Consider the following 18597-nt stretch of genomic DNA (forward strand, 5'->3'; position numbering starts at 1 on the left):
CGTTATCGGGGCAGCAGCGCTTCTAATCCAGTCAGCGTTCGGGCCAATGCGCCTTTTTGTGTTTCAATCGCCGCGCAGCCAGCACGCCCAGCCTGTTGGGCGTGCTCAGGGTTAGCAAAGTAGCCCGCCAAGGCGTCTGCCAACGTATCCGGGCTATCGACCAGCGTTAGCGCCCCTACTGCTTGAAGTGGCTCAGCCACGTCGGCAAAGTTCTCAATCGAGGGGCCGCTAAGCACCGGTCTGCCTAACGCCGCCGGTTCAAGCACATTATGCCCGCCCAGCGGCACTAGGCTGCCCCCTACAAAGGCCACACTGCCTGCGGCATAAAGCATGGCCAGCTCACCAAGCGTATCCCCAAGGTAGACCTGGGTTTGCGCTCTCACGGGCTGCTGTTGGCTGCGGCGGCTTAATGCCCAGCCTTCGGTTTTGCAAAGCTTGGCCGCCTCATCAAAGCGCTGGGGATGACGCGGTACCAGCACCAGCAGCGCGTCGGGGTAGCGCGCAAGCACTTGGCGGTGGGCCTCAAGCAGCAGTGCTTCTTCGCCGTCACGAGTCGAGCCCGCCACCCAGACAGGTCGCTCACCCCACGAATGAAGTAAGCGCTCACTATCTTCTATTGCTTTCTCTTGGCTGGCCAGTTCAAATTTCAGCGAGCCAACGATGCGGGTGATTTCTGTGCTACAGCCGAGGGCATTAAAGCGTTTGGCATCAGCCGATGATTTTGCGGCGAGCCAGCTAATCTCGGCAAGCAGACTGGCCATCAATGGGCGCAGGCGTTGGTAGCGTTTAAAGGCGCGGGGCGATAAGCGACCATTCACTACCGCCACAGGCACTCCCTGCTGGCGACAGGCGTGAATCAGGTTAGGCCACAGCTCAGTTTCAAATAGGATCGCGAGTTCGGGCTGAACGCTGCGCACAAAGCGTCTGGCAGCACCGGGAAAATCCAACGGTAGGAAGCGATGGGTAAGCCTTGCTTGATCACTTGGGGTTTGCTCGCTAATAAGCGCTTGGGATTGCTCAGCACCCGTCGCGGTCATGGTGGTGAGCAGCAGACTATGCGCTGGATAACGGGCTAGTAGTGCTTCAATTAATGGCCTAGCGGCGCGCACTTCTCCCACCGAGGCACAGTGCAGCCAAATGCGTGGCGCGGGAGGAAGGGGCTCAAGGCGTAATCCCAGTCGCTGAAGGCGGGAGTGAGTGGGTACTTGCTCACGCCAGATACGCCAGCCAATCAGCGGTGAAAGCGCATACAGGGCCGCTGAGTAGGCAAGCCGGGGCCAGGCGGATGAAGCCATTAGCGCTCGCGGTCTAAAATGGAGCTAATCATCGCCGAGGTCGAAACACCATCTTCAAAGCCCAGTACCTTGACCCCTCCGCCATTGGCGATGACGGCCGCGCCCCCGGCGATATCCTCTGGCCGGTAATCACCGCCTTTGACCAGAATATCCGGCAACACAGCTTCAATCAGCGCCTGGGGGGTATCGTCACTAAAGGGCACTACCCAGTCGACAGCGCCCAGCCCCGCCAACACTTGCATGCGCCGGTTAAGCGGATTAATCGGACGCTTGGGCCCCTTCAGGCGGCCAATGGAGGCATCATCGTTTACCGCGACAATCAACCGATCTCCCAGGCGTTTGGCCTGCTCTAGGTAAGCGACATGGCCCGCGTGTAGAATATCGAAGCAGCCGTTAGTCATCACCACCTGCTCACCACGCAGCTGAGCGGCCCTTACAGCCTCTATCAGCACAGTAGGCTCGATTACACCAAACTCGGCTAATTTATCACCGTGTAGCGCGGTGTAGAGCTCGGCGATCGAGAGCGTGGCTGTGCCCGGTTTGGCCACTACCAGCCCTGCCCCCAAATTGGCCAGCATCATCGCTTCAGGAAAGGCATGCCCTGCCGCTAATGCCAGTCCCATCAAGCCAATCACCGTATCCCCTGCCCCTGTCACATCGAAGACTTCTTGAGCCCGGGTCGGCAAATGCAGCGGCGCGTGCCCTTCGCGAATCAGCGTCATGCCTTTTTCGCTGCGCGTAATCAGCAGCGCTTCCAGCTCAAGCTCTGCACGTAGCGCTTCGCCTCTCGTGGATAGCTCCGCATCGGTTGCGCAGGCACCGACCACCGCTTCAAACTCCGTCAGGTTGGGTGTAATTAAACTCGCCCCGCGATACTTGCTGAAATCCTGCCCTTTCGGGTCGATCAGTACCCGCTTGCCCCGGGCCCTTGCATTGGCTATCAGGTTCTCTACTTGGTTCAGCGTGCCTTTGCCGTAGTCGGAAAGAATCACTACGTCGCAGTCGGGGAGCGCCTTTTCTACCTGGGCTAATAGCTCACTGGTATCGACGCTGTCCAGGCGCTGCTCGAAATCCAGACGTAGCAGTTGCTGGTTGCGACTCATCACGCGAAGCTTGGTGATCGTGGGTATTTCAGCGCTGCGCTGGAAGTAAGTGCTTACATCGGAAGCGGTCAAGCTGGCTTCGAGCAGTTTTGCGTTTTCATCATCACCGACTACACCCGCCAACACTGCGTGGCCACCTAGCGAGGTAATGTTCAACGCCACATTGGCCGCGCCGCCCGGGCGGTCTTCAACATCTTCCACGCGCACCACCGGTACGGGCGCTTCTGGAGATATGCGCGAGGTACCGCCATGCCAGTAGCGATCCAGCATGACATCGCCGACTACCAATACACGGGCATGTTCTAACGCGGTTAAGTCAATCTTCATCGGTGCTCCCTGCGCTGGCAGTCAAAGCAGTATGAGCCAGCAGCGTATCCAGTTTAGCGATAACGTCATCGGCTTTTATCAGCATCATGGCGCTTGGGTGGCGCACCCGTTGACCCCAATTCACTTCGTCTACTGACTTATGCAGATAGGTGCGCACCGCCTGAGGGTAAGCATTAACCGCAAAGTCGCGCCACAAATAGGGGGCGGCCCGCTGGGGGTTGGTCGACGCGTACAGGCCCAGTGCTGGGGTTCCCATCGCATTGGCCATATGAATAGGCCCGGTATCCGGCGCGATCACCGCTTGAGCGTGATCAATCAGGGCCAATACCCCTTTCAGGGAGGTGCCGCCAATGGCGTTAATCACACTACCGGGCTGGCAAAGCGCTTCGATTTGATCGCCGATTTCCCGCTCCAGGGCACTGCCGCCACCGGTCAGCACGCTTTTGAGACCATACTGCACCCAGGCATGCTCAATGACGCTGGCATAACCCTCCACTGACCAGTTGCGAAAGTTGCGCAGGCGCACATTGCTGCAAGGGTTGATCACCAGGTAAGGCGCCTCACCACTGATAACCTGCGCTTCGTTGCGCGCGGTGTCGTTAACCGGCAGATTCCACTCTAACCGTTCATCCTCTACCCCCAGCACCCGGGCGAAGTCCATGAATGACTCCAGTACATGGGCATTAGGGTGCGGCGCAAGCTGGTACTGAGTAAACCAGTGCTGAGCATCTTTGGCGCGCGCCTTGTCATAGCCCACACGCACCTTGGCTTTAAGTCCAAGGGACAGCACGCTGGCACGAATGGCCTGCTGCATATGCAGCAGTACATCGAAGCGCGTATCGGCAAGTTGTCGCCATAACGCGCGCATCCCGGCTATACCGGTCGTTTTGTCGTAAACAACGAACTCGACCCCAGAAAGCCCCGCCAGTAGACTATGCTCCCCCTTGCCGATAATCCAGGTAATGCGCGCATCGGGCCACTGGCGCTGCAACGCCCGCACCGTGGGCACGAGATTGCACACGTCTCCTAGAGCGGAGAGGCGCAAAATGGCAATGTGGTTAGGCTGAACAGGCAGAGAGGGCTTCATGCGCTTAGCGGCACTCCGGCAGAAAAATGGGCTGATTTTACATGATGCAGACAGTTTATGTGACACGCCGGGAACACACCAAATGGATCCTGCTCTGTTCACTGCCGAATACTGGCGTGAACAGGGATTAATAGTGGGTGAAGCCCCAGGCCGGGGCAGCAGCCTGTTTTTACAGGTAACACCGACCGAACAGTGGGTGTTAAGGCCCTATTGCCGGGGTGGCATGGCAGCCAAGCTCAGTGAAAAACGCTACTTATGGACCGGCGCTGAGCGCACTCGAGCATTTCGCGAGCTACGATTGACTGCTGCGCTTTTCGAGCAGGGCCTGCCGGTGCCCCGTCCTGTAGCAGGCTGCGTTACCCGCTATGGGCTTACTTATGAAGCCGCGTTGATCACCGTGCGCATAACCGGTGCAAAAGCGCTGGCCGAACTGTTGGTCAACGACCAGGCCGATGAAGCGCTGTTACACCGCGTCGGAGGGATGATTCGACGCTTTCACCAAGCAGGGCTAGATCATGTCGACCTGAACGCGCGCAATATTCTCGTCGATCCCAGTGGAGCGCCATGGTTGATTGACCTTGATCGTTGCCGCCTGCGTGCGGCGGGAGAATGGCAGGAAGGTAATTTAGCTCGTCTAGAGCGCTCATTGGGTAAATTTCTGGCTAAACCAAGCAGCGTAGAATTAATGGGCCGTATTCTACAAGGTTACCGTTACTAAATATTATACTTCGTTAACTTGAAGATACATTTTATATCTATCATGAAAGATTCATCATCGAGATAGCAGCTCATTGAGACATTAAGCAGATGCAAAGAAAGCACTTATTTTTTATATGGGAAACAAAATATTTAGGAAAAACGCCTATTCCTTTAATAGCGATAGGTGTGCTCACCACATTATTTTATATATTTTCAAAACCTCATTTTGACAACTTCAGCGATCTCAATAAGGTAATGTTATCCATTACTGGCTTAGTGAGCATAATAATTTATGCCAAAGAGGTATGGAAGCATCACGTTTTCCATATGCTTTGGTGGGCTTTACTCTTAGCTGTGTGTCATTGGTTATTTTTAACGCTTACACTTCCAATTTTGGCAGATGACTACCCTAAGCTAGACCATATTGCCCGGCTGTTTTTATTTATTATTTTTGCATGGTGGCTAGGGGGCAATACACGAAATACATTAATTTTCTGGGGCATAGCTAGCGCCGCCGTTGTATTGGCACCATGGATCACGGGTGATGGTCTCGCCGATTTTCAGCGTGGCTTTCTCGGCGAACGCGTTGGGTTTGGTATTCGCAATGTGCAGCATTCAGCGATGTTTTTCGGCACCGTTCTGCTCGGTTTGCTCATTTTTCTTCCACGGTTATTATTAGCACCTTTACAACATTGGGGAAAATTAATTCTCTGGGCATTAGCATTTACGATTATTATAGCGGGTGTCATTATTTCGCAGACACGAGCCGCTTGGTTAGGAGTTATCGCTGGCTTTTCCATTGTAATTTTTCTGCTATTTATCAGATACCGAAAAAGCCTTACCAAAAAGCATCTCGCTTTAATTGCTGTTTCATCAGTATGCCTAGCGATGTTTATCATCATTAATAGTTCTTTGATCATTGAAAGAGCCACAGCTGAGCTGGACACTATTCAAGCCTTATTGAGAGGAGATTGGAGTTCAATCCCTCTATCATCCAGTGAAGTGCGCTCCAGCGTAGGCGAGCGACTGTATAGCTGGCGCGCTGCCATTGATATGATTGCACAGCGCCCCTTGCTTGGCTGGGGAGAACAAGGTGTCGAGTATTTATTTGATAATATCGAATATAATCAGGCGCACTATCAAGCTTTAAACTTTGGCCACTTACATAACCTCTACCTTGAAATCACACTGCAGTATGGTTTGGTGGGCTTAGCCGCTTACGCCTACTTACTGATATGGTTTATAGCAAACTCATGGTTTGCATGGAAACGTGGCGACATGCCCGGTGATGTACTCCTTTTTCTTTATGCCTTTTTATGTTTTTGGAGTGTTATCAATCTTTTTGAATCCTATTTGATATTTTGGACAGGTGTATTCTTATTTAACGTTGTCATGGCTGGCTGCCTAACTCATATATGGAAACCCACATTGCGAGCCAACCGGTCAAAGGCTATTACCAACATCGAAAGGGATCTCCCATGATTACTGTTGTCCTGTGCTCCGATGAAGGGTATGTCGACAAGGCAGCCGCCGTGATGGCATCCACTATTTGCCATAGTGAGACGCCAGAAGCGCTGCATTTTTATTTATTAGGATACAACTTATCAGCCAATACTCATCAACAGCTGTACCAATGGTTTTCCTCACTACCTGCATCGCTAACCGTCATTGAAGCAGAAAACAATAGCTGGCCAGAGCTAGCTTTCGGCCGTTTTGGCCCTGCCGCCATGCTGCGTTTAGGCATGCACAACTGGCTACCGATGAGCTGCCGGAAAGTCATCTATTTAGACTGCGATCTTGTGGTACTAGATGATATTGCCAATCTGTTGTCATTCGACATGCAAAATGCTCCTTTAGCCTGTGTGGCCAACTTACAAGGAACAGATCAGAGCCGAATGGGGCTTGATTACCGGAACTATTTTAATTCAGGCGTGCTGGTGGTGGATTTAGCGGGTTGGAAAGCTCGCAACGTGCTAGACCAAGTAGAGCAGCTACTAAAGCAACATGATTACACGCTGGACTACCCCGATCAGGATGCATTGAACGTCATTTTTCTGGACTGGCATCGGCTGCCCATGCGCTGGAACATGCAGCCCTATGCTTATGCAGCGGTAGAAAAAAGCGTGGCTCATTATGCTGATTGGCAAGAGGAGCTAGACCATGCAACCCGCCACCCTGCAATTATTCATTTTATTGGTTCAAGAAAACCCTGGCATGCCAACAGTCGCCACCCGCTTGCTGACCTGTACCGCCATTACCACTCGTTAACGCCTTGGCAACCTTCGATCAGATACCCTAGCCCCTCCCTACAGCAGCGCCTAAAGCATGCGCTATCGTGGTTCAAGAACCGTCGCCGTCGCCAGCGACTAAAGTTCGTCCCTGTCATGCAACTTCCGTCACATAAAAAGGATTCGCCTACATGAAGGTATTAATTGTCGTGCGTACTTTAAAAATTGGCGGCATGGAGCGAGTCGCGGTAAACCTTGCGGATGCCTTTGCCGAGCACGGCCATGAAAGCCACCTAATGTACTTCAAGCCCCGCCCTCCTCAACTTGAACCAGGCAACAAAAAGGTAAACATTCACCACTTCGCTCTTTCTCGGGCCATGTGGATGTCAGGGATAGGGGGCACGATCGAGATTGCCGCACGCCTGCTGAATAGCGTGGTACGAAAAAGCTATTTTCTACTGTCAGGCTGGTGGGGCGGAAAGCTTTTTCGTCGTGAGATACGAAAGCTAGAGCGCCAATATGGCACTTTTGACCGCATTATTTTTCGCGGCATTGGCACCTTTGAGACGGTATGGTCCTTCAAAGATCCCCGCGCCTGTTACGTCTTGGAAAATATAGTTAAAACCTCTTCTGGACATGCTCCCTGGCTGGAGCGACTCAAGGCACGTTGCTTGTTTCATGACAAACACTTGATAACCGTCTCGCATGGCGTCGAAAAGCAGATTGCCACGGCCATGCAGGCACTGAAGGTGCAGCCACTATCGCTGCGTACGATCACCAATCCATGCCCCATAGCGACTATCCAAAGTGCCATGCACGAAGACACTCCCGAACGGCCCACCACCCCTTATTTACTTAACGTCGCCCGTTTGGTACCGCAGAAGAACCACCACCTGCTGCTGCGCGCATATGCCAAGATGCAAACTCAGCTACCACTGGTCATTGTCGGTGAGGGACCATTACGCAGCGAGCTGGAGGCGCTAGTCGCTGAGCTGGGTATTGCTGAACGCGTTACGTTTGTCGGCCGCCAATTAAACCCCTACCCTTGGATGCATCATGCACGACTCTTTATCTTGAGTTCTGCGCATGAAGGCTTGGGCATCGTGCTGCTGGAAGCGCTGGCCTGCCAAACGCCTATTGTCTCGGTCGATTGCCCAGGCGGGGTACGTGATATTATGAGCGGTGAGCTGGAAGCTTATCTGTGTGAAATGACACCAGAGGCTTTAGCAGCCCGTGTCGATGCTGTTCTTGAAGCTGACGGCTACGCGATTGATGAGCGTTGGCTGGAAAGCTTTTCCCCAGCACAAATTACTTCTGCCTTTTTGCAAGAGATGACTGCTTCATGATTTCGGCCAATATTATTACCTTTAACGAAGAAGCCAATATTGCCGACTGCATTGCGTCAGTTCGCCAAGTATGTGGCGACATCGTGGTGGTAGATTCAGGAAGCCAGGATCAAACCACTACTATTGCTCGCGAGCTAGGCGCCAGGGTGGTTCAACAGGCCTACCTCGGTGATGGCATCCAAAAAAATATTGCACTTGAGCATGTAGAGCACGACTGGGTGCTCAGCCTGGACGCCGATGAACGTTTAACAACAGAAATGGTCGCAGCCATTCGTCAGCTTGACCTTGCTGCCACCGAGCATGATGCGTTTGCCTTTCGTCGGCGCAACATGATCGGTTCGCGCTGGATCAGGGTCTGTGGCTGGTATCCCGATTACTGTATTCGCCTCTACAACCGACAACATGCACGCTTTGCGGACGTTAAGCAGCACGCTAGCGTAGTAGCCGCAAATCCCAAAAGAATCAACGCCGATATTGTGCACCACTCGTTCGAAAACCTGGGGCAGTTATTTGCGAAGCCAGGACGCAATTTCAGTGGTCGTGCCGCGAAGATTATGTTCCAGAAAGGGAAGCGCGCCAATGCATTTTCACCGTTTGTCCATGGCCTGAATGCCTTTGTACGCAAATATATATTTCAGCGAGGCTTCATGGGTGGGGTCGATGGCCTGAGCGTTGCAATCAGCGCGGGACTCAATAGCTACTTGAAGTACGCCAAGCTACTCGAATACCAGCGTGATCCTAAAGTGCTTGAAGCAGAAGACTTTAATAAGGTTTGGTGATCTATGCATGTTACTCATGTAAATCTGGCACGAGGCTTTCGCGGTGGCGAGCGCCAGACTGAGATATTAATCGAGACGTTGGCAGCGCAGCCTTCGAGTCACGTTACACAGACACTGGTTTGCCGACAGGACTCTCCCATGCGTCAGCACCTGCTCGACGTAAAGGGGCTCCGTTTTCATTCAGCCAATCATCAGCTGGCTGGGCACTATCGATTAGGTGATACCCAGCTTGTTCACGCTCATGATGCAAAAGGTGTTCATTGGGCTTACTTACACTATCGCCTAACAGGCACACCCTATTTAATTACTCGACGCGTTGATTCGCCTGTCAAACGTAAGTGGTTTAACCAGCAATGTTATTCTCATGCCTCCTCACGAGTTGCTCTTTCTCACGTGATAAAGCGTCTTCTGGAAGCAAATCAGTGGGGCGATGTTAACTTAATAGCAAGTGCTTACTCTCGGCTAGCGTCTTCACCTGAAGCCACTCGTATTTTTCGCGAGGATTTTGCCAATAAATTTTTGGTAGGCCACGCAGGGGCCGTGGTTGATCGCCATAAAGGTCAGCGGTTATTACTGCAGGCGGCGCAGAAACTTGAGCGACAAGCGCCTGATATACAGTTCATTTTTTTAGGTGACGGCGAAGACGCTGAAACGCTTAAAGCAGAGTCATCTTCGCTTGGCAACGTGTCCTGGATGGGATTTAAAAATAACATTGCCGATTATTTGGCTGGCTTGGATGTGTTTGCGTTTCCTTCACGCAATGAAGGCTTGGGCTCCGTTTTGTTGGATGTAATGCAGTTAGGTATTCCTGTCATCGCTACTGACGTTGGCGGTATACCCGATATCGTTCAGCATGAGCAGACGGGGTTACTCATACCAGACAATGATGCAAATGCATTAGCCAGCAGTATTATGCGATTAAGAGACGACGCCGCTCTTCAGCAGCAGTTAGTTCATGGAGCCACTGAGCGTTTAGATCAATACAGTCCTCAGTCAATGACAGCATCATATTGGCATCTCTATCAAACAATCGTGAGTTAATGGTTATGCTTGTTGCGAAAGCACATAAGAACCTTCACAAGCTGGTTTTTTATGTTCAACATACTGCTCATCGCCTGATCCCCACTGCTTTATTACAGTGGCAACGGAAACGCTTATTACATTCACTAAAGCGCTTATCGAAAGAAGAGCAGAAAAAAATACTTTATCGCGTTAATTACTGTAATAGCCTCGATAACTACACTGAACTACCTGATCAGGTAATAAGTTTATCTAATTTTAAGCGTGAAAAAAGCGGAACTTACTACTTGGACCTGCTGAGCGTATTACGTTACTTTTCGCCCGAGCTGAAGTTCTGCTATCTCTTCGGCGATGTAACAACGGTACCAAGCGTGGCTACCTTGGTAAAAAGTCGCCCTATTAACCAGCCTAATCAAAACTCGGTATTACTTAAGCTAAATCGCGTACGTCACTACTATACGGTCAAAGACCCTATCCCCTATGATGATAAGCTTGATTTTGTCGTGTGGCGGGGGGCTTGCCACCAAGAGCATCGACGCCAATTCGTGCGGGACTTTTATGATCACCCTTTATGCAACGTGGGTGACATTCACAAAAATGCTCTGGGTCAGCCTTGGCATCGACAGTTCATGTCGGTGCAGGAGCAACTGAAATATAAATTCGTGCTCAGTATAGAAGGTAAGGATGTTGCCACAAACCTTAAATGGATAATGGCCTCTAATTCCCTCTGCTTGATGAGACGGCCGCGCTTTGAAACATGGTTTATGGAGGGCACTCTGTTACCCGGCTATCACTATGTTGAGCTCAAGGAGGACTACTCGGATCTTGAGGAGAAAGTCATCTATTACCAAGAAAACCCCGACGCCGCCAAAAGGATTATTGCCAATGCAAACTGCTACTTTTCTCAATTCATGAATACAGAACGGGAACGCTTAATTAGCCTATTGGTTATGCAGAAATATTTTGAGTATACCCAACAATCTTTCAATAGTTGTCGTTTTAACTAACACTTTTGTTGTCTTGCTGTAGACAATTACGCCACTTAATTTTTTGGACCTCAAGCTAGCAACACAAATTACACGCAAAGGATAATGCATGTTTTTTTCGTACAAAAGTATAGTCAAGAAAATTGAATGCAGTGAAAAGCTAATTTTAAACGATACTGATATTTTATCTTATGGCAATAAACGTATTTGCTACTACCATGCAAAAAATTCCTCAAAAATAATTAAAATTTCTCGGGATCCAAAGCATTGGAAAGAAGGCCATAGGCAAAGCCTAACAGAATGGCATGTATCAGATAAAGTTAAATCAGCAAAAGGAGCATGCCCAATAAGTCTTTGTCATCATTGGATAAATACGAATAAAGGACCTGGCTTATTGGTAGATAGGATTAGCGATGATAAAGGTGAATCGCGAACGTTAAGAAATCTTTTATTTAAAAGAGAGCTCACCGTTAAAAAAGCGATTGACTTAGTGGAAGAAACGATCCAAATTTTCTCTACTTTTGGAGTTCCTGCATCAGATTTTAATATTGATAATTTCATTCTAGACGGCGCTTATGATGAATATAGAATTATTATGGTTGACGGGTTCTCACCCAAAAAAACAAATTTTAAAACATTCTTACTGCTCAACAGCAGTATATTAGCAAACCTTTACGCTAAACGTAAATGGAGATTAATAAAAGATAAATTCACCTACTGTGCACAAAAAGTTTATGCTGGTGATTATAATTTTGCCGCAGCCATGCCTCTGAGTGATACCTCAAACTGTGATGGTCTCAAAGCTAACCAATGAAATGAATTTGCCTGAAAAAGTAGGTTACATATGGATCCTCGTGCTATTCGAAAAATAGCAATCATCACTATCGGCCTTTGTCTGGGCTATACCGTCACGGTACTAACCCGCCTGCCTTGGTGGACGCTATTTTTTGTGGCGGCCGTATGGATTGGAGTGGGCTTAAAGCTGCGCTGGGGCCAGCCTGCCAATGCCCGTTATCGAAAAATGTGGCCCTGGTCGCTGTTGCCGCTAAGCCTGTGGGGCGTTTACGTCTACTTGGCAGATAGCTTCGGCATTGTCGATCTGGGTGCGGTGTTTTTTCATCTCCAGGCTGGCATGGCCGAGCACGGCGGCGCCGGTAAAATGCTTACCGCAGTGCTTTATACGCTGATCATGATTGGCGTGCTGGCATCCGTCACGTGGTTATCGCGTCATGACCAGCGCTGGCGGTTAGCCGAGCGCTTTTTCGCTATTTTGTTATTGGCAAGCAACCCGCTGCTTTTTGGCCTGGGCCAACGCAGCGCAGCTATTGTTACCGACGATGGTGCCTGGCTGGATCGCCGCTATAAGCCCCCCCCCGCTGAAGCGCTTAGAGACGCCCCGAACTTACTTCTCTTGTATCTAGAAAGCATCGAGCGTACCTATGCTAACGATATATTCGAGGATGCCTATGCCAATCTCAACGCACTGGGTGAGCGAGGCGCGGTCTTTGAAGGTGTCCGCCAAATGGATAACACCGGTTGGACAATGGCGGGGATGATTGCCAGCCAATGTGGCGTACCTTTAATGCCAGCCGGCCTCCTTCACGACAGCCAGTTTGACCCTCTCTCGAAGGTCGTTCCCGGCGTTGATTGCCTTGGCGATATACTCGCTGCGCAGGGCTACCAGCTCAGCTACTTGGGCGGTGCCAGCACTCAGTTTGCAGGTAAAGGGCTGTTCTACCGCGGCCATCAATTCAACACCGTAAAAGGGCGTGAAGAGTTAGAGCCACAGCTGACAGATCCAGAATATGTAAACAGTTGGGGGCTTTATGACGACACGCTTTATGACATTACCGCCGACGAAATACGGCGACTGAACAAAGAGAATAACGGCCCATGGGGCGTGGTATCTCTTAATTTAGCAGGCCATGCGCCCAATGGTTACCCCTCTCAATCCTGTGTAGAACAACAGGGCGAATTTGACGGGCAGGATATTCTTTACTCCGTAGAGTGCTCAACGTGGCTGGCCCGAGATTTAATTGAGCGTTTGGAGTCAGAGGGGCTTCTCGACAACACGTTGGTTGTGGTTCTCAGCGACCACCTCACCATGCGGGTGTCGGTGTGGGATCAATTGACGGCATTAGACCGAGACAACACGCTTATCATGCTGGGCGATGATATTCAGCCACAGCGTATTCGCCGTGATGCCACCATGCTGGATGTTTTCCCTACGTTGTTAGATGCGCTGGGCTTTCGCTTGGAAGGCCAGCGTGCGGGGCTGGGCACGTCATTATTTAGTGATCAGCGTACGCTGGTGGAAGCACACGGTATCGAAGTACTCAATGAGCGCTTACAGGAAGAGACAGCGCTGCAGCACCGTCTCTGGGAAGGTATCTCACCCCAGCGCCGTGAGCCCGACACGCCCTCTTCTCAAGAGCAAACCGTAGAGACACCCGCTGACCGAGCCGATGAAGTGGAGCTTATCCATTAGCTATCACGCTTCTCCCGTTGATGAGCCGCGTTAATCTGTTCATAGACCTGATCAACACTCAGTTGGTTAAGACAGTTGGTATGTCCCAATGGACACGTGCGCTGAAAGCAGGGAGAGCAAGAGAGCGCCAGATAGTGAATCACCGCATTATCGGTCAACGGCGGCGTGTAGGCGGGCGATGAAGAGCCATATAGCGCATGGATGCGAACGCCTACCGCTGCGGCCACATGCATCAAGCCCGAGTCATTGGTGACCACTTGCCGGCAGTCAGCCAGCAAGTCAACGGCATCGGCCAACTGTGTTTTGCCGCACAGATTATGGGCATGGGCAAGCCCCTGCGTTATTTCCTCTCCTGCTGGGTGATCCTTGGCGCCGCCCAACACCCGCACTTCAAAACCTTCGTTTACCAAGCGTTTTGCTAACGTATGAAAGTAACTGATCGGCCACTGCTTGGCGGGGCCGTATTCAGCGCCCGGCATCATGCCAATCGCCGTGCGTGATGAAAGTGAATGCGTCAGGCGTAAATTAACCAGATTATCGCGATCAATCTGCAGCCGCGGCTTGGGCAATACAAAGTCGCCGCTGTTCGCTTCTTCAAGGGGCAACCCCAGCGAAACAAAGCGCTTTACGGTTTGATCCAGCACCTGCTTATCGAGCTTACGGCGCTCCTTGAGAAGACCGTAGCGATGCTCGCCCATAAACCCGACACGCTCGGGAATGCGTGCCATAAAGGGCACCAGCGCGGCCTTCCAAGAACGCGGCAATACAATCGCGCGATCGAATCGCCCCCGTAGGCGGCTGGCGAGTTCGCGGCGGCTGGCCAAACCAAATTCACCATGACCAACCGCCAGCGGCAACACCTCATCCACCTCGGGCATGCGTTCCAGAATAGGCTGCGACCACGCGGGCGCGACCACCCCTATCGTCGCGCCTGGCTGGCGGGCTTTTAAAGTCATAAACAGGCTTTGTGCCATGACCATATCACCGACCCACGAAGGGCCAATCACCAGCAAGCGCTGAGCTGAGTTAGCCATTTAGCCACCCCAAGTAGGCCTTAACCCCTTGAGCAACGGTTTTAAACTCCACATCGCAGCCACTGGCACGTAGCTGGTTAATGTCAGCCCGGGTATAGCTCTGATAGCGCCCTTTCAACTCTTCAGGGAAGGCAATGTAATCGATCTCGCCTTTACCATAGAAGTCGATAACGGCTTCACCAATCGCTTTGAAAGGCTCTGCACGCCCAGTACCAAGATTGAAAATGCCCGACTGGTTAGGATGATCCAGAAACCAGAGATTCACATCGACCACATCACCGACATAAACGAAGTCGCGGCTCTGCATACCCGCCTCATAACCGCCATAGGCGCCGAACAGCTTCAGGGTTTCGCCGTTACGAATTTGCAGATGATTGTGATACGCCACGCTGGCCATTTTGCCTTTGTGCTGTTCCCGGGGGCCGTAGACATTGAAGTAACGAAAGCCCACCACTTGTGTGGTCAATTCGCTCCACCGCACACGCACGTGCTGATCGAACAGCAGTTTGGAATAGCCGTAAACATTGAGTGGCTTTTCGCACTCCGGTACCTCTTTGAAAACCTCGCTGCCGCCATAGGTCGCCGCCGATGACGCGTACAGGAAGGGAATACCCTGCTGCTCGCAGTAGTTAAGCAGCACTTTGGAGTACTCGAAGTTATTTTCCATCATGTAATGGCCATCCCACTCGGTGGTATCCGAGCAGGCGCCTTCGTGGAAAATGGCGTCAATGGTAGGCAAGTCGACGCTTTCCCCTTTCAGGGCAGCTTTTACCCTGGCAAGGAAGTCATCTTTATCCAGATAATCCGCCAGCGTGCAGTCGGCCAGGTTGACGAATTTAGTGCCATCGCGCAGATCATCGACCACCATTACATCGTTTCGGTCACGGGCATTCAGTGCTTTCACTATGTTGGCCCCGATAAAACCGGCACCGCCTGTTACCACAATCATGCTGTTCTCCTTACTTAAAGCGGCTTGTTGGCATACGTGCCTATAACCCATCTGCCTAGGATTGTATACTTGACGCCTTATGAATTCATGGCCAACGGTGCTTTCCGCGATGAGTGTCTCGACAAACCAATCGACACCCGATGTGTCGACCTTTCAGGGCTTGATCCTTGCTCTGCAGCAGTACTGGGCAGAACAGGGTTGCGTCATCCTTCAGCCACTTGATATGGAAGTTGGCGCGGGCACCTTCCACCCCGCCACCTTCCTGCGGGCGATTGGCCCCGAAACCTGGAACGCTGCCTATGTGCAGCCTTCAAGGCGCCCTACTGATGGCCGCTATGGCGAGAACCCTAACCGCCTTCAGCACTACTACCAATTTCAGGTGGTGATGAAGCCATCGCCCAGCAACCTGCAGGATCTTTATCTGGGCTCACTCAAGCGGCTCGGTCTCGACCCACTGATTCATGACATCCGCTTTGTCGAAGATAACTGGGAATCCCCAACGCTAGGCGCCTGGGGCCTGGGCTGGGAAATCTGGTTAAACGGCATGGAAGTCACCCAGTTTACCTATTTTCAGCAGGCAGGTGGCATTGAGTGCTACCCGGTTACCGGCGAGCTGACCTATGGGCTTGAGCGTATCGCCATGTACCTGCAGGACGTCGACAGCGTCTATGACCTGATTTGGGCCATTGCCCCAGACGGCAGCAAGGTCACCTATGGCGATGTGTATCTGCAAAACGAACGCGAGCAGTCCACTTACAACTTTGAACATGCCGATGTGGATCAGCTATTTGCTAGCTTTGACCATCAGGAAAAAGAGTGTGGCAAACTGCTCACTGCCAGCCTACCGCTGCCCGCCTATGAGCAAGTCTTAAAAGCATCGCACACGTTCAATCTGTTGGATGCCCGCCACGCTATTTCGGTCACCGAACGTCAGCGTTTTATTCTGCGTGTTCGTACCATGGCCCGCGATGTGGCCACCGCCTACTTTGAGTCGCGCAAGGCCGAAGGTTTCCCCATGGCGCCAGAAACACTTCGCCGCGAACTACTCGCCGATCAGGGAGACGACTAATGGCTGTTAATACGCTTTTACTAGAACTGGGTGCAGAAGAGCTACCACCCACGGCCCTGGATGCGCTTTCCGATGCGTTTTCCGCAGGAATAGAGAAAGGCCTGCAAGAAGCCGACGTTCCCTTCGCCAGCGTGACGGCCTTTGCGACCCCTCGTCGGTTAGCGGTTCAAGTCCGTGAGCTGGCCGATAAACAGCCTGACCGCGACGTTGAGCGCCGTGGCCCCGCACTGGCGGCGGCCTTTAAGGATGGCGTGGCCACGAAAGCTGCGGAAGGCTTCGCCCGCTCCTGCGGGGTTAGCGTCGATGAGCTGATTCATTTGGAAACCGATAAAGGCACTTGGCTTGGCTACCGCGAGCAGCAGCCGGGTGAATCTATTCAAGCGCTGTTGCCCGAGATTATCCGCAAAGCCATCAGTGCCCTCCCTGTGCCTAAAAATATGCGCTGGGGCGCTTCACGGATTGAGTTCTCGCGCCCGGTTCATTGGCTGGTGGCGCTTTACGGTAGCGATGTCGTGGCTGCTGAGGCGCTAGGCCTACAGGCAAGCTGTACCACTTACGGTCATCGCTTCCACGCCCCTGATGCCATTCAGTTGACCCATGCCGATGAGTATGTGGCTGCGCTGGAAAATGCTTACGTGCTGGTCGATCGCGAGCAGCGCCGAGAACGTATCCGCGAGCAGGTGCTGGCAGAAGCCGAAGTCCAAGAAGCCACCGCCGTTATTGATGAAGACCTTCTGGTCGAAGTGAGCGGACTGGTTGAATGGCCGGTAGCGCTTACCGGTAGTTTTGATGAGCGTTTCCTGGAAGTGCCCGCTGAGTGCCTGATCTCTTCGATGAAGGCCAACCAGAAATATTTTCACCTGCTGGATGACGCTGGCAAGCTGAAACCGCTGTTTATCACCATCGCTAATATCGATAGCGCCGACCCCGATCAGGTCATTGCCGGTAACGAGAAAGTCATTCGCCCGCGCCTAGCCGACGCAGCGTTTTTCTACGAAACCGACCGCAAGCGCACACTGGCCTCGCGCATTCCCCAGCTGGAAAGCGTTGTCTTCCAGCAGCAGCTGGGCACCTTAGCGGACAAAGCCCGTCGCAGCACCGCTATCGCGACCTTTATTGCCGAGCAGATCAACGGCGATGTGGCCCAGGCCCAGCGCGCCGTGGCGCTTGCCAAATGTGACCTTGTGACCGAAATGGTGCTCGAATTCCCCGAGCTACAGGGCATCATGGGGCGTTACTACGCCGAGCAGGATGGTGAGCCCGCGGAGGTTTCCCAAGCGCTTGAAGAGCAGTACCTACCGCGATTCGCCACTGATGTCATTCCCCAGAGTTCGACCGGTAAGGCGTTAGCCCTGGCTGATCGGCTGGATACCCTGGTGGGTATCTTCGGTATTGGCCAACGCCCTACCGGCGCGAAGGATCCCTTTGCGTTACGCCGTGCCTCGATTGGCGTGCTCAACATTATGATCAAAGGCGAGCTGGATCTTGATCTGCGCGAGCTACTCACCGTTGCCGCTGAGCAGCACCAGAGCCTACCCAAGGCCGATGGCCTGGTTGAGGACGTGCTGACCTATATGCTGGATCGCTTCCGCGCCTGGGGCCAGGAAGAAGGTATCAGTGCTGAAATGTACCTTGCGGTACGCGCTCGCCCGGTGACCAATCCTCTCGACTTCGCTCGCCGCCTGCGGGCCGTGAAAGCTTTTGCCCAGCGTGATGAAGCAGCCGCGTTGGCAGCCGCTAACAAGCGTGTTTCTAACATCCTGGCTAAGCAAGAGCACAATGGTAGTACCCAGGTTGATCAAAACTTATTGCAGGAAGATGCCGAACGAGCGTTGTTCGATGCGGTGAGCGGAAGCCAGACACAAGTGGCCCCACTGTTTGCTGTAGGCAACTATCAGCAAGCATTGGACACTCTTGCTACCCTGCGGGAACCGGTGGATGCTTTCTTTGACCAGGTAATGGTGATGGCGGATGACCCCGCTATTCAGCGCAACCGCTTGGCTCTACTCGCTAGCCTTCAAGCGCTCTTCCTAGAAGTGGCCGATATCTCACTTCTTCCCCAGTAGTCATCGCTTGATTGGTCGCTACAAGCCCAGCCGTCTAAACGGTTGGGCTTTTTTGTTAACTGGGAATATATGTTTCACGTGAAACACTGCTGCGAGTCCGAGTAAGATAGTCGATAAAAAT

The 18597-nt window shown here is 52.3% G+C and carries 16 protein-coding genes; 11 read left to right on the top strand and 5 right to left on the bottom strand.

The genetic code is table 11. The features are described from left to right. Positions 1-2: 2 nt before the first annotated feature. From waaA to HZS80_RS12480, 3 genes are read right to left on the bottom strand one after another with little or no spacing between them, the layout of a single operon-like run. Positions 3-1295: a lipid IV(A) 3-deoxy-D-manno-octulosonic acid transferase gene (gene waaA / locus HZS80_RS12470; protein ID WP_179916278.1), complete on the bottom strand. Its 1293-nt coding sequence runs from the start codon at positions 1293-1295 to the stop codon at positions 3-5. Further along, on the bottom strand, positions 1295-2725 hold the full coding sequence (hldE, locus tag HZS80_RS12475; protein WP_035556404.1) for a bifunctional D-glycero-beta-D-manno-heptose-7-phosphate kinase/D-glycero-beta-D-manno-heptose 1-phosphate adenylyltransferase HldE: 1431 nt from the start codon (positions 2723-2725) through the stop codon (positions 1295-1297). Before hldE ends, waaA begins: the two co-directional genes overlap by 1 nt. Then, positions 2715-3812: a glycosyltransferase family 9 protein gene (locus HZS80_RS12480; RefSeq protein ID WP_179916279.1), complete on the bottom strand. Its 1098-nt coding sequence runs from the start codon at positions 3810-3812 to the stop codon at positions 2715-2717. Before HZS80_RS12480 ends, hldE begins: the two co-directional genes overlap by 11 nt. Between HZS80_RS12480 and HZS80_RS12485 the strand changes: the two genes are divergently transcribed. From HZS80_RS12485 to HZS80_RS12525, 9 genes are all read left to right on the top strand, one after another. After that, positions 3811-4530, top strand: coding sequence for a 3-deoxy-D-manno-octulosonic acid kinase (locus HZS80_RS12485; protein ID WP_035556400.1), 720 nt, complete (start codon positions 3811-3813; stop codon positions 4528-4530). The two genes, HZS80_RS12480 and HZS80_RS12485, sit on opposite strands and share 2 nt — an antisense overlap. A gap of 89 nt (positions 4531-4619) precedes the next feature. Next, complete coding sequence (locus tag HZS80_RS12490) at positions 4620-5993, top strand: O-antigen ligase family protein (RefSeq protein ID WP_082072661.1); 1374 nt, start codon at positions 4620-4622, stop codon at positions 5991-5993. Further along, positions 5990-6934, top strand: coding sequence for a glycosyltransferase family 8 protein (locus HZS80_RS12495; protein WP_179916280.1), 945 nt, complete (start codon positions 5990-5992; stop codon positions 6932-6934). The genes HZS80_RS12490 and HZS80_RS12495 overlap by 4 nt, the downstream gene beginning before the upstream one ends. Next, the gene (locus tag HZS80_RS12500; protein WP_035556396.1) at positions 6931-8085 is read left to right on the top strand and encodes a glycosyltransferase; all 1155 of its coding nucleotides are present in this window, start codon (positions 6931-6933) and stop codon (positions 8083-8085) included. Before HZS80_RS12495 ends, HZS80_RS12500 begins: the two co-directional genes overlap by 4 nt. Then, a complete protein-coding gene (locus tag HZS80_RS12505; RefSeq protein WP_035556394.1) occupies positions 8082-8864 on the top strand; it encodes a glycosyltransferase family 2 protein in 783 nt (260 codons plus the stop codon). The genes HZS80_RS12500 and HZS80_RS12505 overlap by 4 nt, the downstream gene beginning before the upstream one ends. A gap of 138 nt (positions 8865-9002) precedes the next feature. Further along, entirely contained in the window at positions 9003-9905 is a 903-nt protein-coding gene (locus tag HZS80_RS12510) for a glycosyltransferase family 4 protein (protein ID WP_235272449.1), read from the top strand. A 5-nt stretch (positions 9906-9910) separates the two neighbouring features. Then, entirely contained in the window at positions 9911-10891 is a 981-nt protein-coding gene (locus HZS80_RS12515; RefSeq protein WP_235272451.1) for a glycosyl transferase family 90, read from the top strand. A gap of 88 nt (positions 10892-10979) precedes the next feature. Then, entirely contained in the window at positions 10980-11684 is a 705-nt protein-coding gene (locus HZS80_RS12520) for a YrbL family protein (protein ID WP_082072663.1), read from the top strand. Positions 11685-11714: 30 nt separating this feature from the next. Next, positions 11715-13358, top strand: coding sequence for a sulfatase-like hydrolase/transferase (locus HZS80_RS12525; RefSeq protein ID WP_035556387.1), 1644 nt, complete (start codon positions 11715-11717; stop codon positions 13356-13358). Here HZS80_RS12525 and waaF read toward each other — a convergent pair. After that, complete coding sequence (waaF, locus tag HZS80_RS12530; protein WP_035556385.1) at positions 13355-14392, bottom strand: lipopolysaccharide heptosyltransferase II; 1038 nt, start codon at positions 14390-14392, stop codon at positions 13355-13357. The two genes, HZS80_RS12525 and waaF, sit on opposite strands and share 4 nt — an antisense overlap. Continuing rightward, the gene (gene rfaD, locus HZS80_RS12535; RefSeq protein WP_035556383.1) at positions 14385-15341 is read right to left on the bottom strand and encodes an ADP-glyceromanno-heptose 6-epimerase; all 957 of its coding nucleotides are present in this window, start codon (positions 15339-15341) and stop codon (positions 14385-14387) included. The genes waaF and rfaD overlap by 8 nt, the downstream gene beginning before the upstream one ends. Positions 15342-15450: 109 nt before the next feature. Here rfaD and glyQ point away from each other — a divergent pair, with 109 nt between their 5' ends. Further along, positions 15451-16410 carry a glycine--tRNA ligase subunit alpha gene (gene glyQ / locus HZS80_RS12540; protein ID WP_035556381.1) on the top strand — a complete coding sequence of 320 codons (960 nt, stop codon included), beginning with the start codon at positions 15451-15453 and terminating at the stop codon, positions 16408-16410. Further along, positions 16410-18476: a glycine--tRNA ligase subunit beta gene (glyS, locus tag HZS80_RS12545; RefSeq protein ID WP_035556379.1), complete on the top strand. Its 2067-nt coding sequence runs from the start codon at positions 16410-16412 to the stop codon at positions 18474-18476. The genes glyQ and glyS overlap by 1 nt, the downstream gene beginning before the upstream one ends. The last annotated feature ends 121 nt before the right edge of the window (positions 18477-18597 follow it).

Source organism: Vreelandella glaciei, from assembly GCF_013415125.1.
In the GTDB taxonomy this organism is placed as follows: Bacteria; Pseudomonadota; Gammaproteobacteria; order Pseudomonadales; family Halomonadaceae; genus Vreelandella; species Vreelandella glaciei.